Below are 23,232 nucleotides of genomic sequence, written 5' to 3'. Positions count from 1 at the left end.
ACTAGCTAATCTTTCTTTTCATTTTAAACATTTTTGCGGCCGAAGTATAACCGCCTTCTGTGCCATCTACAAAGTGAGAATGCTTCGTTTTTCTATCTAGTACGTAACAAGACATTACCGAAGCATGAGTAATATGAATGCCATAGATGATCTTTTTATCGTCTTCTAACTGATTTAGATAATCTATAAATAGGTCTATTTTATCTTGTTCGGCTGTGAAAATAGTATTAATCATACCATCCAACATAAAGGTATGAGATAACTGACCAATTTGTTTTAGATATTGCTTCCCGTTCTGAGTTAGGTTTAAATAGAATTTACCGAAAAGTGTTGAAAACCATTTACTTATTAAGTAAACCCAATCGCGATTAGCGAGACTAATTTTCATCTCTTCTAAAATATTACGAATGCTAAAATTCAGTTTTAGTTTATTAGATTTTATCGGTTGTCTATTTTCAAACGTTCCAAATATAGTATCCATTTTGCTTATAATATCTCTGTAAATAGCCCTTTGGTCGGCTTCATTAAGTGCATCCAATAATAAACAAATAACTTTATTTTGCGACTGATTGGGGTTAATCTGTTTCCATCTACATTCCATACCTTCTAAATTTAAAAGGTCTTTTTCGAAATGCGTAGCGTTATTTTTTTCAAAATCATGTTTAATGATCTCTTCAGCTTTTTTTAATCCGTTACCTAAAACAATAGGAATGGATAATTGGTTGGTGAGCTTATGTTTAGCTATTTTTAGATTCGATTTTAGAGTAATTAAATGTTTCACAGAAACATGTCCAACTCTAAGAGTTAAATTGGTATTTGTTTTAATATGAAAACTGTAGTTTTCTAAAATGAGTATTATATTTTTTAAAAACACAGTAGGAATAATAAACGTGGCGCCATCTCCGCCAAAAAAATAAGGGATTTCAATACCCTGTTTTTCTTTTCTTAAAGCATTTAGAACAGAAATTATCGAACCCGTTGCAGTTAAATTGACTTGATGATGATTTCCAGAATCGACAGCTCGTGTCGAATTCTGAATGTCTACAACCACAACATGCCAAGTATCTGGAAGCTCAACAAAACAAGTTTCACAATCTAATAAATCTACAAGATTTTCACTAGAGCTTTTTAGTTTTGTATAGAAATCCAATTCTGTATTATTAATCATAGGGATGGATGCTGAGGTATTTAAAAAGTGTTCACTTTTTTTTAGAACTTTGTTTTTTCGATTTTATAGGTCTATATCTATAATTTTGTAAATACGTTTTCAAGCAATGCTTTAGTCGCTTTTATACCTTCGTCTTCAGACAGTTCTCGGCCTTCATATTCAATGCCAATATAACCTTTATAACCTGATTCTTTTACAATAGCCATCATTCTAAAAAAATCCGATTTCGTATCGTTACCAGTGGCATCAAAGTCGTGCGATTTTGCACTAACGCCCTTGGCAAAAGGCATTAATTCCGTCATACCTTTATAGCGATCATATTCATCTAAACAATTTCTATTTGAATCTCGGGTGATACAGAAATTTCCAAAATCGGGAAGTGTACCTACATTTTTCATATTTACGTTCTCCATTACGTTAGCAAGCCATGCACCGTTAGAAGAGTAACCTCCGTGGTTTTCTACAATAATATTTATACCCTTTGATGCACCATATTTTCCCAATTTAGTCAATCCATCTATAACGTGTAATGCAACCTCATCAGAGCTTCCTGTACCTGCAGCATTTACACGTATGGAATGTGCGCCTAAGTATTTTGCAATATCTACCCAAGCATAATGATTTTCTACAGTTTTCGTGCGTTTCTGCACATCGGCATCACCTAAATGTCCTAAGCCATCACACATAATGAGTCCAACATTTACATTGGCCTCGTCACATTTTTGTTTAAAGGTTTTCCAATAATCCATATCGTTCGCTTTGGTTTTATAAAAACTATTTACCAGTTCTATAGAATAAATACCATAAGACGCTGCGATTTCTGGGAAATCTGTAGGATTCAAACTTCCGGTATTAAAGGCTCCATGTAACGACCATTGGGCTAGGGATATTTTGTAATCTGTCTGTTTAGAAGCATCAGACGATTTTAAGGATTGAGATTGTAACCCAAAAGACAGTAACAACGCAGTTGCTAATACCATTAGTTTTAATTCTGAAAACGACGTGTTTAGTTTAGTCATCATGATGTTCTAATTAATAGTTTTAATTTTTATTTCTCTAAATTGGATACCTTGTCCTTCGGCCTGCAAAGCGATATAACCTTCTTTTAATAATTTACCTTCATTTTTATAATTAATATCGTCTGGTTGTAATCGTCCACGACTAATTTGAGGTTTGGTGTATTGAAGTACCGTATCGCGCTCTACGATATGTTTTAGTATTGAATCTTGGTACACTATAATTTCTCCCGATAGCCACTGGTTCCATTTGTAGGTTTTAGAACTTGAAGGGACACAATGTCTCGGATCCATCTCATCTTGAAAAAACACCTCTGTTTTTGGGGTACATACATTTGCCGTTGTTCTAGGTTCACCTTCTGTTTTCTCTGCTAAAATTTGATATTCTACAGATAGTGGCCAATCCTGATCTTTAGTCATAGTATTTGGATCCTGAGAATGAATCATAACACCGCTATTTCTGTAAGTACCCTGAGGCGCATCATCCATCCATTGATCAGTAAATCGATATTCAAATTTTAGGTGATAAGACGAAAAAGGTTTGTTGTAATAGATATGACCAAAGCGTCTACCAAATTCGGAATATCCATCGTAATTTATTTGTAGTGTACTATCTACAACTCTAAATGTATTCGCATAATTATCGTTTACATCGTGGTGATTAATTTTTATCGTCCAATCATCAAAATCTTTACCATTAAAAAGATACACCCAATCACTCTCTGTTTTAGCAGGCTTATTTGTCGTTTTAAAGTCACATGAGCTTAACGTTATTAACGTAAATAATGAAAGTATTATTCTGAAATTAATCATTTTGGTTGAAGTTAAATTGGCTATAATTATGGTCTAAATTAGTTAGATATGGTGTCTCTACTTTTGTTTTACATGCTAATGAAATTAAATGAGCAGATTAAGAGCTCAATTAAGATTCTTCAATGCACATGTAACCTGGTATGCGACGTTGACTTGCCCTAAAATAGTAAAAGAAAATGAACCATAGTTAATTCTGCAAGTATTTTCCGAATTACCAACACTATCTTTAAGCGTATCTGTAAGATGTTATTAAAAATGAATAGTTCTTTTTGCATCAGTATTATATTGATATTATTTGAATTGTTTAAAAAAAGAAAGCGCCATGAAACAGGTTTCATAGCGCTTTCTTAATTCCAAATCGAAGTTTGTAAACTTCATCTCGTTAACTCATATATTATTCTTTAAACAGTCCGTCTATAGAAAGGTAACGTTCTCCAGTATCGTAATTCATAGTTAAGATAACTTTGTCGCTAGACGTTTTTTCTAATTGTTTTCTCACGGCAGCTAAAGAGGCTCCGGTAGAAATACCAACTAAAATACCTTCAGTTTTAGCTAATTTCTGAACTTCTGAAAACGCTTCTTCTTTTGTAACTTGAATAGCACCATCTATAAGATCTGTGTTAAACGTTTCTGGTATAAATCCTGGTCCGATACCTTGTAAGGCGTGTGGTCCTGGTTGGCCTCCAGAAATTACAGGAGAATCTGTAGGCTCTACAGCGAATACTTTTACATCAGAAAATTTATCTTTTAATACTTTAGACATACCACTAATGTGTCCACCTGTTCCCACACCAGTGATTAAATAATCTATACCTTCTGGGAAATCTTCAACAATTTCTAAAGCCGTTGTGTCTTCGTGTATTTTTGGGTTTGCAGGATTTGTAAACTGAGAAGGCATCCAAGCATTTTTGTTGTTTTCAACCAATTCTTTTGCCTTTGCAATAGTACCACCTAAACCTAATTCTTTAGGAGTTAGTACTAATTTTGCACCGTAGGCAGCCATTAAAGCTCTACGCTCTACAGACATCGATTCCGGCATTACTAAGGTTAAATTGTAGTTTTTAACAGCGGCTACCATAGCAAGACCAATACCTGTATTTCCAGATGTAGGTTCAATGATTTCGGTATCTTTAGTTAAAATATTTTTTTGTTCTGCATCTTCAATCATAGCTAATGCAATTCTATCTTTAATACTTCCTCCCGGATTGTATTTTTCAAGTTTCATCCAAACGTTAGCATTTGGAAATAATTTATTTAGTTTCACTACTGGAGTGTTACCAATACCTTCTAAAATATTATTGATTTTCATATTATTAATTTAATGTTTAAGGCATTTAGTCTTAAACTGTTTTTAATAGAGTAACATGTGAAAAATGACACGTTTTAACCCTTCAATGTATTGAACCATAAAATTAATGAATTTTACCTAGTAATTATTATATATTGGCTATTTCTTAAGGCTTTCTAAGGATGTTAGGAGGATAAGAAACAGTAATAATATGAGATTAAATCCAGAATTAGGGTTGTAATATATTGTGCTATACCCTTTTTTGAGTGATTAGAAAATAATCGGTTTCATTTTTCGAATCCTTATTTTCAAGACATGACGCTAGTATTATTCTTCTGTATTTAATTTTGGAATTATTTCACCAGCTTTCCATTGTAACTCTCTACTTACAGTATTAACCTCTACCCAATTTGTCGCTTCGTCTTGATAGGTTCCATATTCTTTTTTATACACTATTTTTCCTTGAACGCCATCGGTGTCATTAGGAAAAATAAGTTCTTCATGAAACCAATAGACTCCGGCATCAGAAATTTGCGAAATGGTAAACACTTTTTTCATAACACCATGGGATTCGAAAAAGTAAATGCCGCCACCTTCTACACCACAAGCTTCTGCCAGATAATTTACAAAAATAATATTGCCAATATTTTCAATCCCTTTATTGTCGTATATCTCTAAGGAAAATGTTTGAGTACTAAGTGCGCTAGTGACTTCGTTTATGTCTAATGTTTCATTTAAATGGCGAATTATAATGTAATATGAATCGTCTTTTTTGCCATAAGTATAAAAGTATTTAGACGTGCCCTTTTCTTTTTTTCCTAAAGAAATCAATCCACCTAATACATATCCAACCTTACCGTTATAATTTACTTTATAGTAATTAGATGCAATTCCATTATAAAGCACGGTCTGTTCTGATTTTTCAAGGATTTTAATTTCAGATCCAATATGTAAGACATCTATAGCTTTAGATGCGGTATCAGGTGCTGCTCGAAATGCCACGTTATCTCCGAACATAAAATAGTTTTTTCCATTCTCGAAATCCGAATACGTATTGCTATAATCAATTTCCTGACCGTAAGACAGACATGAAATAAAAAGTATTAAAAGTGCTAATTTGTTCATTTTTAAAAGTTTAATAGTGTTGTCGATAAATTATCCTGTGTAGAACTATCAGTTTTTATTTTATAACGATTTTCTCTCCGAGAAATTTTGGTTGTACGCCAAATAATATATCTAAAAAGACCTTTGTACGCGCTAAGTACTCTCGCAGTTGTACTTTTAGTCCGTATCGTGCAGAGACATCTTTAGCATTAAAACCGATGGCTTTTATACCGTTTTTATTTGCTAAATAAATGGCTCTTTCATTATGGAATTGTTGTGATATTACGGTGATTTCTGTCTGACCAAATATCTCTTTGGCGCGAACTACAGAATCTAATGTTCTAAAGCCTGCATAATCCAATACTATTTTGTTTTCTGGAATGCCACGTTGCATTAAAGACGCTTTAAAATCTGTAGGTTCGTCGTAGTTTATAGTTCCGTTGTCTCCACTCACAAGAACAAAGTCAATTTTTCCATTTTCAAATAAATCTACCGTTGCATCTATTCTATATTTAAAGTATAAATTTAGTTCTCCGTTGGTTAAAAATTTTGAAGTCCCAAGCACCAATCCAACCTTATTTTTAGGTATTTGATTGCTCTCTGTAAATGTTTTATTTTTTGCATTCGTTTCAATCGCAGTATTAGCACCATATATAAGTACCAAATTGAATAGAACGAGAATAGATATTATAATTAGAATTTTCTTTTTCATTGATTACGTGGTCGTTAATAAAATATCTTCTATACGTCTAAAGCGATGTAATCTACTAAAATTGTAAGTGGTTTGTCTATAGAAAATAGATGAAGATTAAAACCTTAACAGTTCATTAGGGAAATCATTTTTTTAAGAATTGAAATGTTCGAAAACAGGTTTATAAATTTGGAGGAATTAAACATATGTATTATATTGCATATGTTTTTAAAATGAAAAATAAGAACTAAATTTTTAGACTAAGTTGCAACGCACGCAGTAGTGGATAGCTCTTTTTTTGAGTCATTATATGCTTGTTTGTGCATATGACTATGTTACAATTTCAATTTTCGACATACATTATTACTTAAAATTATTTATATGAAACCAGTAAGTCATTTTTTTAAATCTGTTGTTCAAGCATGTCCGTATACGCTAGTCGGTAAAACCTGTGTAGATGCAATTAAAGGTAAATCTGTAACGCCTAAAAAGACACCTAAAAACAGTCATTTATATAAAAAAGGCATGCAGACAGGACGTAATATAGCTTTGGTGGGTGTGTTTTGTCCGTTTCTTTGGTATTCTATTTTATCTGGTGGAAGTAAAGATTTTATTATTTTAAATGCCATACATTCTGGAATTATCGTGTGTATAGGTCTTGCAGTAGTTGGTATTAATTACTTCGCACTCAATTACTCTAGAAATAAAGCAATCCAAAGCGGTTAGTTTTATTTTGGACTAAAAATAACGTACTGATGTTAACCTTTGTTTTAAAGGCAATCGTATTAACATCAGTACGCTTGGGCTATAAAATTATTTATCTAGGAATTGTTGTTTACAAGACTTCTTTCATATGCTTGTAATTTGTTTTTACCATTTCTAAGACTTCATCCATACGTCCGCCTAATATCATTTTACTTATAGATAACGCGTAACCTTTCATTTGGTCAAATTCCATTTCTGGAGGCATCGCTAAGGCTTGCGGATTCGTGAAAATATTTACTAATACGGGACCGTCATGTATAAAGGCTTCCGCTAATGAGGCCTTAACATCTTCTGGTTTTGTTACCGAAATACCTTTGAAACCCATAGCTTCAGCAATCATAGCAAAATCAGGATTCACCATATCGGTTTCATTATTAGGCAAACCTTCCACTTGCATTTCTAACTGTACCATTCCTAAAGAACGGTTATTAAAAACGATAAGTTTTATAGGAAGATTATACTGTTTAATGGTTGCCAGATCACCGAGTAGCATAGACAGTCCGCCATCTCCACAAAAGGCTATAATTTGACGTTCAGGATAGGCTAATTGTGCTCCGATAGCCATGGGCATCGCATTCGCCATAGAACCATGATTAAAAGATCCTAACATCATTCGTTTCCCTGTACCTGCAATATATCTTGCGCCCCAAACACAACACATACCGGTGTCTACAGTGAAAACAGTATCATCATTCGCCATTTCATTAATGGTTGAAGCTACAAATTCTGGACTTATATGATTTTCAGAACCCGTGGCATTGACGTAAATATCTAGGTTTTCTTTTACCTTATCATAAATTTCCAATTGTGCTTTTAAGAAACTATCGTCTTCTTTGTCTTTAATTAGTGGTAGTAAAGCAGCTATGGTATCTGTTATTTTTCCAGACAATCCCATTTCTAATTTTGCGCGTCTACCTAAGCGTTCCGGTTTCTCGTCTACCTGAATGATTTTATTTTTAACGGGCATAAAATGTTCGTAAGGAAAATCTGTTCCTAACAGTATCACAAGATCCGATTCGTGCATGGCGTGGAAAGCGGAGGGAACTCCCAATAAACCAGTCATTCCCACTTCAAACGGATTGTCATATTGCATACCCATTTTACCTCGGAAAGAATAGCCAATAGGCGCTTTTAATAGGGCTGCTAGTTTTATAATATCGTCGTGAGCTTCTCGTGCTCCAATACCGCAATAGATGGAAATTTTCGGATGTTTGTTAACAAGGTCTGCAAATTTATGCATCTCAAGATCTGATGGCCGTAACACCGTTTCACCATGAAAATTATACATAGAGGTTGCACTTTCTTCGGCAGGCATTGAAGACACATCTCCTGGCAATCCAAAAACAGCAACTCCTTTTTTATGTACCGCATTTTGTATGGCAGCTTGCAATATTCTAGGAACTTGTTTTGGTGTGCTGGCCACTTCATTATACACACTACAATCGTCGAATAACTTATAAGTGTTTGTTGCCTGGAAATAATCGACTCCATATTCTGGCGTATTAATGGTAGATGCAATAGCAATTACAGGAACTCCAGAACGATTAGCATCATATAAACCATTTATTAAATGCACATGGCCAGGACCACTACTTCCAGCACAACATGCTAGTCCGTCTAATTCGGCTTCGGCAGCAGCAGCGTAAGCACCAACTTCTTCATGACGTACGTGAATCCATTTAATTTTTCCACTTCTTCTAACCGCATCATTTAATTCATTTAAACTATCTCCTGTAACGGCATAAATGCGTTTCACATTGTTGTTTACCAACATCTCTACAATTTGGTCTGCTACTTTCTTTCCCATAATTCTTCTGTTTTTTTGTGCGTTTCCATTATTAATTCTAATAAAATTACAAAATAGGAAGAGTAAGAAGGTGTAATGTTTTGTTAAGTTATTTTTGTTTCAGCGTTTAAAGATGAATTAGAGAAAGGCATTGAGAGTCTTTAATTCCTCCAGAATAAAAAAGGATGCACTGTTTTTGTATAATAGTGCATCCTTTGCATGTTCTTTTTTATGAGGAGATTTAGATGGTTGGTCTGTCGTCGGTTTCAAGTATAGCGTACTCGAAATTGTCCGACCAACCTGATTTTAGAGGTAGTACTTGTCTGAGTCTGCCTTCTCTTTGCATTCCAGATTTTTCTAAAACTTTAAAGGATCCAATATTTTCTACAGCACATCCGGCTTCAATGCGATGTAATTTTAGATTTTCGAACCCAAACTGTATTACGGCTTTTAAAGCCTCTGTGGCGTAGCCTTTGTTCCAATAATCGGAATGTATTTTATACCAAACCTCACCGCGTTTATATTTTTCGTTCCCGAGTTTCAGTCCAAATAATCCTAAGACTGTATTATCTAGCCTGTTTTCAATGGCAAAGGTGTAATTCTTAATGCTGTCGCGTTTATTTTCTGCAATCCAAGGTTCTATTGTCCTTTTCGTTTCATCACTGTTTTTAGGAATCCCAAGAGCATTAAATTCGTCTGTTTCAGGTAAGGTATGTAATTGATGAATGGCGTTTAAATCGGATAATTCAATTAATCTCAACCGCATTCTATCAGTTAATATTTCGATTGATTTCATTTTTATAGTGCGTAATGTTATTATTTTAAATACTGATGAAAAACAGCTGGTTGATTTCCATGTCTTAACTCGCAGATTTCTAAAGATTCTGCGATGTCTTAAAAATACACAAACCTTTTCACTAAGCTGCAAACCGATAAGGATTAGATGGTCTTATTGAAAGAAAACAGTTTTAGCTATTTCTAACATAAAACCACGATTGGTATTTTCTCGTATAAATACGTATGAGACACACTTTCGTAATTTGTATCCTTTCAATACTATGTATAACGCAATCTAAAGCTCAAAAAATAGACAATTTGGTGTCTTTTAGGGATGTTAAAAGTGAAACGTATTTTAGGTTTCATTACGACAATGATTATTTTGCGGCAACCGACGAGAACTATACGCAAGGCTATAGTTTTGAACTTGTATCACCGTTCTTTAAACGGAATCCTATTAATTATTTGTTTTATAAACCTAAAGATACAGAGATTCGTTATGGTCTGGCCTTAGAACATATTGGGTATACGCCGAATCATTACGAACTGCCCGAAATTCAGTTTGGCGACCGACCTTTTGCATCGGCCATTATGCTTAAAAGTTTTATAATGGCTATAGATCAAGTTAAAAAAAGTCGTTTTACATCGTCATTTAGTTTGGGAATTATAGGACCTGCTGCTTTTGGGGAAGAGATCCAAGTAGGGATTCATGAAGCTACAGGAAATAAAACACCTTTAGGATGGCAGCATCAAATTAAGAATGATATCGTGATCAATTACGAAATGGGCTACGAAAGACAACTTATTAGATATAAAGATTTTTTCTCGCTTCAAGCCCATGCGAAAGCAAATGTTGGAACACTTTTTACTCATGGGGCAATTGGATTTAATACCACATTAGGACTTCTAAATTCGCCATTTACGGTGTTGACTAAAAAAAAGGGGTTTGTGCTTTATGCCTATGCACAACCCATGTTGCATGTAATTGGGTATGATGCCACCCTACAAGGCGGCCTATTTAATAGGCAGAGCGTATATACTATTTCTGCAGCAAATATGGAGCGATTTACAGGGCAGCTTAACTACGGTCTTGTTTTAAAAACAAGAACATTGTATTTTGAATATTCACGCGCTATGATTACAAAAGAATATGAAAGCGGAGACCCTTATAAATGGGGTGGTATTAAAATTGGATTTACGCTTTAAATTGAGGGAACATATTTGAGTGTTATTTAAAGTACTATGGTGTAGGTGGCAGAACACAATCAGGAGTACGTTTTTCGTAAATGATCTATGTTCTTTAAGGAAAAGGTAATGCGATTTTATTTGTTTTTACCACAGTAGGTTATTGTGCTATATTTTAAACTGATGCTCGTGTACTATCTATATTCTAAAACAGGATGTCCATCTTCACAGCTGATGCCAGTAGGTTGAGGTGGAACATTGCAGGGACCGACCATTCCCCATTTTTCATTAAATGCCTTCTCTGCGGTTCTATGTTGTGCTACGGTTTCAAGAAAAAGTTCGGTATCAATAGTAGTGGAGTAAGCTATATAACCAACAGGACCGCCGCATACTTTATTTCCGTAAGGTGTAAACGTCCACGTTGTAGCATCATTACAGTTTTCGCTTGTTGCTAAGTTTTTAATTTCGGAATACAATTGATTTAGATTTTGAGCTTCTTGTTCCTGAGTTTTTTCATGAACACTGCACGAAAAACACAGTCCGATTACAAAGAGGATTCCAATACATTTTAGTTTTTCCATAATTCTATTTTCTTATTAGATGCTGAAATTTCATTTTGGTTGCTTCTAATTATGGGCTAAAATATTTTTCACACGTAAATTCTGGATTTTTAGATATAAGATATCTGTATTCTGTAATGTTGCGTTGTGTTATTAGGATTGTTATGTGATGACCCTTGCAGGAGTGTTTTTGGGACATGATAATGTGGTTTTAGTTGTTTTTTACAGTACTTTGTTTGCAATAGTTTTTTTATTAATATCTCATTATTTAATCTCGATTATTTCCCAAACATCCCTATCTATTTCACTCAGAAAACTATCAAACCTGTCTCTATGTACAGCTACGCAAAGTAGGTCTGTTGGACGCGAAAAACCAACATATGCCATTTTTGTAGATTCTTTAACTCTTTTGCCAACAGTTGACAATATTTGAGCTCCTAAAAACTGATTTTGTAATCTTTGTGATTCATAAGATTTCGCATTAACTCCTCTACCGTCTTGATGATAATAAGACTCCAAGTATAAAGACGCACAATGTGTTTGTCCTTTAACTGCGTGAACACTTGTAATTTCAATATCAAGTCCATTTTCTCTGTAATGGTTTGTTGGCGTTGAAATTTCGACATTTTCATTAAGAATTTCGACATTGTCAGCGTTAATGAAATTTGAGCTTAAAGAAATCACTTTGTCAAACATTGTAAGAAAAGTTGGAACGTATTCTTTTATTTCATTCCAAACTTCGATTGTTTTTTCTTGAATTATTCCAATTGACCAGTTATAAAGGTTCAAATTTAGTTCGTCATATTTTTTTACGTCTTTTTCTTTAATGAAATCAATCAATTTTTTCTTTGTGAAATGTCTATCGTCTTTTGTGTTGACGTTTTCTAAACGCAAAATTTTTAGAAAGGCATTTAATATGTTTTTCCTAATAGGTTCTAATGTTTGTTTTTTTTCGAAATAAAGCAAATAACTTTTTAAGATGTCGTAATCCATTTTAGGTTTACCTTTATCTTTCTTAAAAGTTTTGTGATAATCTTCTAAACGATGTTTAGTAACATCATTTCGACTTTTTTCATCTTCTTTCCATTCTGTATTCCAACAAACAACTTTTATTGGTTTCTCTGAATTTCCCAAGTCATTATCTCTTACGATTTGAGCAAAACAAGGAATGATATTTTCTATGTTTGAATTTTCAAAAACCAAAATATGCGGTTTAATTGTACATTCATTTCTTCCAACAATATCAAAATTTTCGTTACTATATAAGGCGAATTTTTTCACAACATCAGCAATTGGTTTGCTTAGTCGTTGGCTTTCGTTTAATGGCAAAACAACTGCTCTGTCTTGCCAAACATCCGTTGTTTTTACTGAATTATAGATTGCTTGGTTTTTGTCGCCAATTCGTTGAATTATTGAAACACTGTTTCCATTATCGTAAAAAAACATTTCTAATAGATTGTATTGATGAGTGTCCATATCTTGCATTTCGTCAACGAAAATAAAAGCAAAGCGTTTCTGTAATATGGTTTTTATGTTAGGGAATTTTATTAAATACCTTTCAGCTAAAAAATAAGCATCGTCATAATGCAAAACACCTGATTGCAAAATTTGTTTTTTTATTGTTTTGAAAGTTTTGTAGGTAGCGGATTGATTTTTGCTTTTCAAAATTATTTTTCCATTGATGTTGTTTGTCAAGTTTAAATCAATATCAAAGCGAAAATTTTTAAATAAAGTTTCAGGGTCATTTTGGTTATTTAGCCAATTTTTAGCTCCTGAATTCGGAAGATTTTTGTATCTTTTAGTTGCAACTTCATTGTATATTTCATGGTCAATTCTGTTTGGTTTTTTATTAAAAATTTGAACGTAATAGGGAACAGCCAAAAACTCATCAACAAAACTTTGTATTGTTCCAATAAAATTTGGATAGGTAAATAATTTAGGACAATGCTTTTGAATTTTTTCTTTGATTTCGTCTATAGCTGCGTTAGTATGCGACAAAACCAAAATCCCCGAACCGTCAGCAAATGGAAGTTTACGTTCTAAAATAATCAGTTTAGCTAATAAAGCTGTAGTTTTTCCACTTCCAGGAACTGCTTGCAAATCTATGGTGCGAAAATCACGAATAAACTCTATTCGTTCATCGTCAAACTCTTTGCCTGCAGGTAAAAGTGTTTTTTCTGCATAACGAATATCATCGTCTGTTATATCAATTACCTGCGGCATATTTAATAGCTTTTATTAGATAATTAACAGTATCATCTTCATCTTCTGAAATTATTATTGATTGAACTTCTTTCACTAAATCTTTATCGATGGCGTGCGCCATTTCATAAGCAATTTTTGTTTTATTAAACTTTTTGCTTTTGTCTATTAATCTTTCAGCAAGTACCTTTTCAAAATTGACCCAATTTATTTTTGTATGAACAATATCTTTAACTACTCTTTGAAAAAGCATTGTTAGGCTGGTTGATTTAAATAATGAATATTCCAAGGTCCAATTTGGTGCAGGGAAATATTTTACATTTTGGTCTGCTTTACCGTTTATTTTTGCAATTTTATTCGTTGTTTCTAGTAGAACTGTTGTTGCATCACGTTTAACAAAATTATCTCCGTTTTTTTCATAGTCTCTAATATCGGAATCCGTAATTACAGCAACGGGAATTGTCATATTTGGTTCTTTTTGTCTCAAGTAAATTTTTGAGTAATGGTCAAAACCTGTGTGCCCAATATTTACAATAGAAACACCTTTCTCTGTTAAATTAATTCCAATTGCTTTTGCAATGCTCGGAATTAGAATTTCTTCTGCCCAGCCTTCAACTAATATTACCCCTTTGGCGAAAAACAAATTCGCTTTTGTAGTGTCCAAAAACTTTTCTAAGAACTTGTAATTATCTTTACCCAACTTGGTATATGTTGAACCCATTGGAAAAGCATTTCCGTTGTTGCAAATAATTAAGTTTTCAAGGTCGAGTTTGGAAGCCAAATTTGGACTGTGAGTCGTTAGTATAAATTGAATATCTTTTTCTTTTTGAAACGCTTCAATCACTTGCATTTGTGCTTGTGGGTGCAAATGTGCCTCTAATTCTTCAACCAATCCCAAACGCAAGCCAGTCCAGTTTGATTTGGTTAAGTGAAGTAATTCCGTAGCCATAAATAAACGATTCAAAGTTCCTAAGCCCGGATTAGGTTCGCCTTTCAGAGTTAAAGTAAGTTTTTCAAGAATGCTTTTAATATCGGTTGATGTTGATTGAAATTCACTTTCGTTGTTTTCGCTGTAAAAGCTTTTAATATAGCTGTCAATTTTGTCTTTTATCTGCTTTCCTTCTGTTGCTTTGGGTTGACCTGTATTATCAACGCCTTTGAAATAATTTTCTAATTCCTCTTTTAAGCCCGAAAAGATTTTTACCAAATCATTATCTTTCTCTTTTCCTTTAAATGCTTCATCGCCTAAAAGAATTTGCGACAAGCGTGAATTGCGTTTGGCAACTAATTCGTTTTCTGCGTCACGCAAAGGCTTTAAATAGGTTGCTCTAAAATAATATTTCGTTTCTGATGATAGTAAATAACCTTCTTCCTCAACACCTGCTTTTACATCTGTTGGTATAATTTTATCCGCTTGTCTTTTAACATCGTAATTAAGTTTTAAAAATGGTTTTGCATCTGCTCCAGTGCCTGTCCAACCCAACCATTCAGTAAAGTTTTTTGCTTCTTCTGGTTTTAAATCTTCAAATTTTAATTCAATGCGAAATCGATTTGTTTCTTTATAGAAATCTTTATCATCAACTCTAATGTAGTCGTAGCTATGTGTCTTTAAAACCAATTTTACAGCATCAATAATTGCAGTTTTACCCGAGTCATTCTCTCCAATTATTACATTTAGGCCTTTGGTTAGGTTTAAATCTAAATTTGGATTATTAGTGTCTATATCACCTTCGGTACCAAATTTCCTAAAATTCCAAAGCTTTATATTTGATAGATACATTTTTCTTATTGTTGATTTATTAGAGTTCGGTGTTTATTTTTGTAGGTGTCAAAATTCAAAATTTATATACAATACACTCTCAAATATAAGCTATTAAGAATAATATCTCTTAAATAATTCGAACTTCTAATTTCATTTAAACCACTAAAAAAAAGAAGTTAAAAGGGGCTAGTTTAGAACTCATTCGTATCTCACTCGCGCCTCCTTCGCAAAACGGTCCATTTTTTAAAAACACACCCAAAGCGGTACTGAACAAGACCCGAAGGAGACTCGAACAAAACCCCCTAAAAAGTGGAACTTTGTGTCAGGAGCGGTCAACGGAGTTCAGAATGTTTCAGTTTGTGTCACCATGTGTCACAGCTATCGGAAAATACTTACACGATTTACTTTAAGATTTTTAAATTTCTGTAGCTATTTTCGATTAATTAATCTTTTACTTTTATTATTTGTAGCTTACATACTCTAAATTATAAAGTTATGAAAACCTATATAGGATTACTTATCTGCTTCTGTTTGTCGTTTACCACGCAGGCACAGCATATTATTGGGGCTTGGGAAAGCCAAACCACTAACAAAAAAGGCGCCCCATTAAAGCATGTGGTTGTTTACACAGCGGGTTATTACGTATTCACGTCGTTCGATGCCAACACAGGCCAATTTGTGCAGACTTCTGGCGGATCTTGGGTGTTGGATGGCGATGTCCTAAGCAAAACAATAGAATTTGATGCTACGCATCCGGAACAGGTTGGTACAGCACTTAGCGATACCATTACCCTTACAGCTACCGAACTTAAAAATGTAGAGCACGAGGTAACCTTTACGCGAATAGATAATGGTACACCAGGAAAGTTGCAAGGGGCTTGGTTAATGTCTGGTCGGGTTAAGGATGGAACAGTACAAGCGCGAGACACGTCAGGCTCACGAAAAACCATGAAGATCTTATCGGGAACGCGTTTTCAATGGATCGCTTACGATATAGAAACAAAAGCATTTAAAGGCACTGGCGGTGGTACATACACTACTGAAAATGGAAAATATACCGAAAACATTGAATTCTTTTCTAAAGATCAGACCAAAGTCGGTTTGTCGTTAACCTTCAATTTTAAATTGGAGGATGGCGATTGGCATCATTCTGGAAAGTCCAGTAAAGGCGATCCCATTCATGAAATATGGAGCCTTAGAGATTAATGACAAAATGGAAGTATTTGTCAATTAAAAACAGAGTCGCTCCCGATCTTATTCTAAAAATCCAATGTATCTATAAGCATTGGATTTTTTTGTTGGTTTTAGTTTACACTGTATCATTTTAATAAAAAAGGCATTATTTGCTGTGTTTTATTCCGTGTAAAAAATCATTTACATTAAATAAGAAAAACATATTAATTGTAAATAAATGTCATTAAATTTAAGTGAAAAATAACAAACTAAAACCCAAACAAATTGAAAATCAAAACAGTACTTGTCGCCAATCGTGGCGAAATAGCCATACGGATTTTCCGGGCATGCACCGAAATTAATGTCAAAACTATAGGGATTTACACCTATGAGGATCGGTATTCCTTACACCGCTATAAAGCAGATGAATCCTATCAAGTAGGCGAGGATAACGAACCTTTAAAGCCGTATTTAGATATCGAAAGCATTATAAAAGTGGCGGTAGATAATGGTGCAGATGCTATTCATCCGGGATATGGATTCCTATCGGAAAATGCCAATTTCGCACAGGCTTGCGAAGACCATGGCATTATTTTTATCGGACCAAAAGTATCTGTTTTAAAATCGTTAGGAGATAAAATCATGGCTAAACGTGTTGCCGTAGATAATAATATTCCAATTATTAGAAGTAATGATAAACCACTAACAGATATTGACGTCGCATTATCCGAAGCCGAAATAATCGGATATCCTATTATGCTAAAAGCTGCTTCTGGAGGTGGCGGACGTGGCATGCGGGTGATTAGGCAGGCAGACGAACTAAAAAGCGCGTTTAATGAAAGTAAGCGTGAAGCTTTAAATGCTTTTGGTGATGATACGGTGTTTCTAGAAAAATTTGTAGAAAATCCGAAACATATCGAGATTCAGATTGTAGGGGATAACCATGGTAATATGGTGCATCTTTTCGAAAGGGATTGTTCGGTACAACGGCGATATCAAAAAGTAATTGAGTTTGCACCTTCGTTCGATTTAAGCGCCGAAACAAAACAGGCGCTTTACGATTATGCGTTGAAAATATGTAAGGCTGTAAACTACAATAATATTGGTACGGTAGAGTTTTTAGTCGAAAATGACAAAATCTATTTTATAGAAGTCAATCCGAGAGTGCAAGTAGAACACACGGTTACCGAAGTGGTCACCAATATAGATTTAATAAAAACGCAACTCTTTATTGCGGGAGGCTATAAACTATCGGACGAGCAAATAAAAATACCGAGTCAAGAGGCTATAAAAATAAGTGGCTACGCGTTACAATGTAGAATTACGACTGAAGATCCGCAAAACGATTTTAAGCCTGATTATGGAACGGTTTCTGCTTATCGAAGCGCCGCAGGATTTGGAATTCGCTTAGATGCAGGGAGTATTTATCAGGGTGCTGTAATCTCGCCTTTTTTCGATTCTATGCTGGTTAAAGTCACCGCACATGGAAGAACGTTAGATGGCGCCAGTCGTAAAATCCGTCGCGCCTTAGCGGAGTTTAGGATTCGTGGTGTAAAAACCAACATGCCATTTCTAGACAATATTTTAAAACATGACACCTTTAGACAAGGGAAAGTCACGGTCAATTTTATTAAAGCAAATACGGACTTATTTGTGTTTAAAGCGCCTAAAAATAGAGCAACTAAATTAATTACTTATTTAGGAGATATCGTGGTTAATGGAAATAGCGATGTTAAAAAGGTCGATACTACAAAAACATTTATAAAACCAAAGGTTCCAAAATTTGATGCTAATGCTGGATATCCGGAAGGGACTAAAGACCTGTTAACCAAATTAGGACCGGAGAAATTTTCGGAATGGTTAAAAAATGAAAAACAAGTACATTTTACAGATACGACCATGCGTGATGCGCACCAAAGTCTGTTGGCTACTAGAATGCGAACGTTCGATATGCTAAAGGTCGCGGAAGGTTATGCTAAAAATCATCCAGAAATTTTTAGTATGGAAGTTTGGGGCGGAGCGACCTTTGATGTGTGTTTACGGTTTCTTCAAGAAAATCCATGGGAAAGATTACAGCTGTTGCGTAAAGCCATGCCTAATGTGTTGTTACAAATGCTTATTCGAGGTTCGAATGGGGTGGGATATAAAGCGTATTCAGATAATTTAATAGGTGAATTTGTTCAACAATCTTGGGAAAATGGAGTAGACGTATTTCGAATTTTCGATTCGTTGAATTGGATGAAATCCTTAGCACCTTGTATCGAGCATGTCCGCACACGAACAAATGGATTAGCAGAAGGTTCTATTTGTTATACCAACGATATTTTGAATCCGAAAAACACAAAATATAACCTGAAGTATTACATCAATCTGGCTAAAGAAATTGAAGGTGCCGGCGCTCATATTTTAGGTGTTAAAGATATGGCCGGTTTGCTAAAACCTTATGCCGCTTACGAGCTGATATCAGCTTTAAAATCGGAGATAAACATTCCCATTCATTTACATACGCATGATACGTCGTCTATTCAATCGGCGACCTATTTAAAAGCAATCGAAGCCGGAGTAGATGTTGTAGATGTGGCTTTGGGCGGTTTATCGGGGCTCACGTCGCAACCTAATTTTAATTCGGTGGTCGAGATGTTAAAATATCAAGACCGAGCAAGTGCCATTAATACCGATTCGTTAAACGCCTATTCTAATTATTGGGAAACGGTAAGAACATACTATTATCCGTTTGAATCTGGCTTAAAATCAGGTTCAGGAGATGTGTATAAACATGAAATCCCGGGCGGACAATATTCAAATTTAAAACCGCAGGCGCAAGCTTTGGGACTGGAAAGTCGTTTTTATGAAATCACAAAAATGTATGGCGAAGTCAATACGCTGTTTGGTGACATCGTTAAAGTCACGCCAAGTTCTAAAGTGGTTGGTGATATGGCACAATATCTTGTGAGTAATAATTTAACGGTTCAAGATGTTTTAGAACGAGGAGAGACTATGTCTTTCCCACAATCTGTAGTCGATTTATTTAAAGGGGATCTCGGGCAACCTGTTGGTGGGTTTCCAAAAGCACTACAGAAACTTATTTTAAAAGACCAGAAACCATATACAGACAGACCTAATGCACATATACCTCCTTTAGATTTAGAGGAAGAGTTTAAGGCATTCAAAAAAATATTCGAACATGATTTTAGTAGAAAATTAGAGTATACAGATTTCCTGTCTTATCAGCTGTATCCTAAAGTATTTACAGATGCGTTTAACAAACACTTGAAATATGATAACCTGATGAATTTACCTACCAAAAATTTCTTTTACGGTATGGATTTGGGTGAAGAGATCATCGTGGAGTTAGACAAGGGAAAGACCTTGCTAATTACTTTAGAATCGATAGGGAAAGCAAATTACGAAGGTCTTGTTACCGTCTATTTTAAAGTAAACGGACAAGGACGAAGTGTGCAAATAAAAGATACTTCGATTACAGTCGATACCGTTGAACATATAAAATCTGATAAATCCGATCCGAATCAAATAGGAGCTCCATTGCAAGGGATGTTATCTACCATATTAGTTGAAAAAGGAGATGAAATAACTAAAAATCAACCCTTATTTATTATTGAAGCTATGAAAATGGAAACCACCATTACTGCTTCGGTAGACGCTACTGTAAAAGAGATAATTCGCAAAGCCGGAGGCATGGTACATTCCGATGATTTAATTATTGTGCTGGAGTAGGAGGCTAGCTTTAAACGACTGCGTATAATAGTAAAAGTGTAACATAAAAAAGAACCTCAGACTTAAGTTAAGACTGAGGTTCTTTTTATTCAATTATATAATGCTACATGCGATTACGCTTCGCAACTCGCACAGTCTTTCTTTTGTTTAAATTTCTGCGCGGCGTTCATACTATGCTGATAGTACAACGATTTTAATCCTAATTTCCATGCATTAATATGGATTTTATTAATGTCTTTTGTAGGCATATCTGGATGTACAATAATGTTTAAGGATTGTCCTTGATCGATATGATTTTGTCTATTCGCCGCCTGATAAATAATATCCATCTGGTCAATTTCCGAATAGGTTTTAAATACCGCCTTTTCGTGATCTGTTAAGCATTCTAAATGCTGTACAGAACCATCTCTACCACGAATATCGTTCCAAACCTCAGGTGTATTCTGACCTTTTTCTTCCAGAAGATTAACTAAATACGGATTCTTTATAGTGGTTTTAATTTTTGCAATATCCTTTACATAAATGTTAGACCAAATAGGTTCGATACCTTGAGATACTTGTCCTAAAATAAAAGCTGAAGATGTTGTTGGAGCAATAGCATTTAAAGTTGTATTTCGACGGCCATAACCTTTAAGAAGTTCTGGTTCTCCTAATACCGTTGCAAGTTCTTCTGACGCTTTATAAGAACGTTCTTTTATAGTTTTAAATATTTCACTATTTAAGCTGAATGCTTCCTGACTATCAAAAGACAACGATTTAGATTGTAATAACGAGTGCCATCCTAAAACACCTAAGCCTAGAGCTCTGTTTTCTTTAGCAAAGTTATACGCACGCTCCATGAAAAGGAATGTCTGACGGTCTTCACGGCTTTCAGAATCTCTATAAGATTCTAATTTTTCTAGAAACTCTGAAATTACAGCATCTAAAAAGTACACCATAGTTTCTACAGCATCGGTATCTTTCCATTTGTCGTAATTAAGTAGATTTATACTAGATAATACGCAAACAAACGACCAATTTTCGTCTGAAGGTAACATGATTTCTGTACATAAATTACTCGCGTAAATCGGATGATTTTTATCCTTGTATACATCAACAGAACCTTCATTTGCATTATCTGTAAAGAAGATATATGGGTAACCCATTTCTCCTCTGCTTTGTAATACTTTTGCCCAAATTGTTCTTTTTTCACTATCACCATCAATCATAGATTGCATCCAAGCATTAGTTACGGTTACCCCGTGCGTTAATTCTTGAATAGCGTTTCCTTCAGAACCAATTTCTAGGAATTCCATAATGTCTTTATGGTCTATTGGTAAGTATGGAGAGAAGCGACCACGACGCACAGAACCTTGACTTACAACATCGACCATAGATTCGAAAAGACGCATAATATGAACCGCTCCTGAGGCTGTTCCATTATTCTTTACTTCAGAGCCTCTATGACGAATTTTACCAAAATACCCAGAGGTTCCACCACCTAATTTAGACATCATTCCAATTTCAGATTGTGTAAACAGGATGTTTCCCATATCGTCGTCGATATGCGAACCAAAACAACTAATTGGTAAGCCTCGTTTTTGTCCGAAATTAGACCAAATTGGAGATGCTAATGAATAAAAACCTTGCGACATATAGTTATAAAACTTATCGCTAAAGCCAGGCATTTTTAAAATGTCTTGCGCACGATCTGCAATTTCTCTAATACGTTCTTTTGGTTTAACACCTTCTGTAAGGTATCCAGATTCTAAAAATTTACGGCTATTTTCGTTTAACCACCCAAAGGAATCATTATCTATTGTACCGTTTTTAGTGTTTAATGCAGCGTGTCTAGCATCAACTAAATTTTGAGTATTATTTTTTTCTGATGTTGTTACAGGGTCTTGATTGTAAGTGTTGTTTTCCATTTTTAAAATAAGTCGTCGCTAGTTATACTTTGGGCTCTTTTACTATAATTAATTGAACGTTTAACGAAGAAATCTCCGTGTTTTGTTCCGATTATTTCGTCATCAAACCATTCTGTTTGAGCTAATAATTTGTGATCAATTTCAAATATTTTATCAATTCCAATACTCTCTAAAGAGTTATTAAAACGATTTTTTATGAATTCGTTTATAACCGCTTTCGGAATAAAATCTAATTCACCTTTTTCGAAAATCCAATCTATAATTTTACTTTCAGAATGATATGCTTCTTCGCAAAGTTGCTGAATCATAATCTTATACGTGTCGTTAAACCATTCTGGGTGTTCGTCCTTAATAATATTAATAAGCTCGATACCAAAATCCCCGTGAATTTGTTCTTCTTTAGAAGTGGCCTCTACGACATTTGAAATCCCTTTAAGCATATTTTTATGCTTATTGAAAGCCATGATGATTAAGAACTGAGAGAATAAAGACACATGTTCTATAAATAGAGAGAATAGTAATACAGATTCTGCATACTCTTCATTATTCTCACTTTTAGCGTTCTTTAAAGCGGTTTCTAAATACTGAACGCGCTTCATAATAGCAGGCTTTTTCTTTAATTTTTCGAATTCATTATTTAATCCTAAAATCTCTAATAGGTGTGAATACGCATCATGATGTCTCACTTCACTTTCAGCAAAAGTGGCACCCACAGATCCTATTTCTGGCTTAGGCATGCGGTGATAAATATCGCCCCAAAAGGTTTTTACTGCAACTTCTATTTGAGAGATAGCCAACATCGTGTTTTTTATTGCACTTTGCTCTACAGGTGTTAAAGCCGATTTGAAATCTTGAATATCACTCGTGAAATTAAATTCGGTATGAATCCAGTAGGAGTGACGAATAGCAGGAACATATTCGTAAAGTTGTGGGTATTCGTAAGGTTTTAAATTGATACGTTTTTCGAAAATATTACTTTTTCTACTCTGCGTCTGGTTATTTCTATAAATAATATAAGCTTTCGCTACATCGACAAACTCACTATGCATTAGTTTTTTCTCGACAATATCTTGTACTTCTTCTACTGTTGGTACGTAATCTTTATCTTGATTTCGACGCTCTAAAAGCTCGATATATACATTTTTTGCTATTAGTTCTGCATCAATACTAGAACCATGGTTAACGGCTAGCATAGCTTTTGTAACAGCAGCTGTAATTTTCTGAAGATCGAATGGTTTTGACTTAAAATTTCTTTTAATAATTTGAATTATTTCCATACTTACGATATTAAGTTGGTCTA

At 34.4% G+C, this 23,232-nt stretch carries 17 protein-coding genes; 4 read left to right on the top strand and 13 right to left on the bottom strand.

Translation table 11 applies throughout. The annotated features are described in order from the left end of the window. Position 1: 1 nt before the first annotated feature. From ACFFVB_RS05305 to ACFFVB_RS05280, 6 genes are all read right to left on the bottom strand, one after another. The gene (locus ACFFVB_RS05305) at positions 2 to 1,168 is read right to left on the bottom strand and encodes a DUF3095 family protein (RefSeq protein WP_382381675.1); all 1,167 of its coding nucleotides are present in this window, start codon (positions 1,166 to 1,168) and stop codon (positions 2 to 4) included. Between the two features lie 77 nt (positions 1,169 to 1,245). Beyond that, a complete protein-coding gene (locus tag ACFFVB_RS05300) occupies positions 1,246 to 2,190 on the bottom strand; it encodes a sugar phosphate isomerase/epimerase family protein (protein WP_382381674.1) in 945 nt (314 codons plus the stop codon). A gap of 6 nt (positions 2,191 to 2,196) precedes the next feature. After that, positions 2,197 to 2,997, bottom strand: coding sequence for a 3-keto-disaccharide hydrolase (locus ACFFVB_RS05295; protein ID WP_382381673.1), 801 nt, complete (start codon positions 2,995 to 2,997; stop codon positions 2,197 to 2,199). 394 nt (positions 2,998 to 3,391) lie between these two features. Further along, entirely contained in the window at positions 3,392 to 4,306 is a 915-nt protein-coding gene (gene cysK / locus ACFFVB_RS05290) for a cysteine synthase A (protein ID WP_382381672.1), read from the bottom strand. A gap of 306 nt (positions 4,307 to 4,612) precedes the next feature. Then, complete coding sequence (locus ACFFVB_RS05285; protein ID WP_382381671.1) at positions 4,613 to 5,410, bottom strand: SH3 domain-containing protein; 798 nt, start codon at positions 5,408 to 5,410, stop codon at positions 4,613 to 4,615. A gap of 55 nt (positions 5,411 to 5,465) precedes the next feature. After that, the gene (locus ACFFVB_RS05280) at positions 5,466 to 6,101 is read right to left on the bottom strand and encodes a SanA/YdcF family protein (RefSeq protein ID WP_382381670.1); all 636 of its coding nucleotides are present in this window, start codon (positions 6,099 to 6,101) and stop codon (positions 5,466 to 5,468) included. A 360-nt stretch (positions 6,102 to 6,461) separates the two neighbouring features. Here ACFFVB_RS05280 and ACFFVB_RS05275 point away from each other — a divergent pair, with 360 nt between their 5' ends. Beyond that, positions 6,462 to 6,806, top strand: coding sequence for a hypothetical protein (locus ACFFVB_RS05275; RefSeq protein WP_382381669.1), 345 nt, complete (start codon positions 6,462 to 6,464; stop codon positions 6,804 to 6,806). Between the two features lie 109 nt (positions 6,807 to 6,915). On the opposite strand, the gene ACFFVB_RS05270 is transcribed toward ACFFVB_RS05275, so the two are convergent. Then, positions 6,916 to 8,652, bottom strand: coding sequence for a thiamine pyrophosphate-dependent enzyme (locus ACFFVB_RS05270; RefSeq protein ID WP_382381668.1), 1,737 nt, complete (start codon positions 8,650 to 8,652; stop codon positions 6,916 to 6,918). Positions 8,653 to 8,872: 220 nt separating this feature from the next. Beyond that, on the bottom strand, positions 8,873 to 9,427 hold the full coding sequence (locus ACFFVB_RS05265; protein ID WP_382381667.1) for a GNAT family N-acetyltransferase: 555 nt from the start codon (positions 9,425 to 9,427) through the stop codon (positions 8,873 to 8,875). A gap of 224 nt (positions 9,428 to 9,651) precedes the next feature. Here ACFFVB_RS05265 and ACFFVB_RS05260 point away from each other — a divergent pair, with 224 nt between their 5' ends. Beyond that, positions 9,652 to 10,614, top strand: a complete 963-nt coding sequence (locus tag ACFFVB_RS05260) for a lipid A deacylase LpxR family protein (protein WP_382381666.1) — start codon at positions 9,652 to 9,654, stop codon at positions 10,612 to 10,614. Between the two features lie 173 nt (positions 10,615 to 10,787). On the opposite strand, the gene ACFFVB_RS05255 is transcribed toward ACFFVB_RS05260, so the two are convergent. The 3 genes from ACFFVB_RS05255 to ACFFVB_RS05245 form a co-directional block, all read right to left on the bottom strand. Beyond that, complete coding sequence (locus ACFFVB_RS05255) at positions 10,788 to 11,174, bottom strand: hypothetical protein (protein WP_382381665.1); 387 nt, start codon at positions 11,172 to 11,174, stop codon at positions 10,788 to 10,790. 243 nt (positions 11,175 to 11,417) lie between these two features. Further along, positions 11,418 to 13,376 carry a UvrD-helicase domain-containing protein gene (locus ACFFVB_RS05250; protein ID WP_382381664.1) on the bottom strand — a complete coding sequence of 653 codons (1,959 nt, stop codon included), beginning with the start codon at positions 13,374 to 13,376 and terminating at the stop codon, positions 11,418 to 11,420. After that, positions 13,360 to 15,135: an ATP-dependent nuclease gene (locus tag ACFFVB_RS05245; protein ID WP_382381663.1), complete on the bottom strand. Its 1,776-nt coding sequence runs from the start codon at positions 15,133 to 15,135 to the stop codon at positions 13,360 to 13,362. Before ACFFVB_RS05245 ends, ACFFVB_RS05250 begins: the two co-directional genes overlap by 17 nt. A 477-nt stretch (positions 15,136 to 15,612) precedes the next feature. Here ACFFVB_RS05245 and ACFFVB_RS05240 point away from each other — a divergent pair, with 477 nt between their 5' ends. Beyond that, a complete protein-coding gene (locus tag ACFFVB_RS05240; RefSeq protein WP_382381662.1) occupies positions 15,613 to 16,323 on the top strand; it encodes a membrane or secreted protein in 711 nt (236 codons plus the stop codon). Between the two features lie 252 nt (positions 16,324 to 16,575). Next, positions 16,576 to 20,025: a pyruvate carboxylase gene (locus ACFFVB_RS05235; protein ID WP_382381661.1), complete on the top strand. Its 3,450-nt coding sequence runs from the start codon at positions 16,576 to 16,578 to the stop codon at positions 20,023 to 20,025. 113 nt (positions 20,026 to 20,138) lie between these two features. Here the strand turns inward: ACFFVB_RS05235 and ACFFVB_RS05230 are convergent, their stop codons facing one another. Further along, the gene (locus ACFFVB_RS05230) at positions 20,139 to 21,932 is read right to left on the bottom strand and encodes a ribonucleoside-diphosphate reductase subunit alpha (protein ID WP_382381660.1); all 1,794 of its coding nucleotides are present in this window, start codon (positions 21,930 to 21,932) and stop codon (positions 20,139 to 20,141) included. A 2-nt stretch (positions 21,933 to 21,934) separates the two neighbouring features. Further along, complete coding sequence (locus ACFFVB_RS05225) at positions 21,935 to 23,209, bottom strand: ribonucleotide-diphosphate reductase subunit beta (RefSeq protein WP_382381659.1); 1,275 nt, start codon at positions 23,207 to 23,209, stop codon at positions 21,935 to 21,937. Positions 23,210 to 23,232: the final 23 nt, after the last annotated feature.

The sequence above is a fragment of the Formosa undariae genome (assembly GCF_042427615.1).
GTDB lineage: Bacteria > Bacteroidota > Bacteroidia > Flavobacteriales > Flavobacteriaceae > Formosa > Formosa undariae.
Note: the sequence above shows the minus strand (reverse complement) of the source record. Positions and strands in the feature narration are given on the sequence as shown.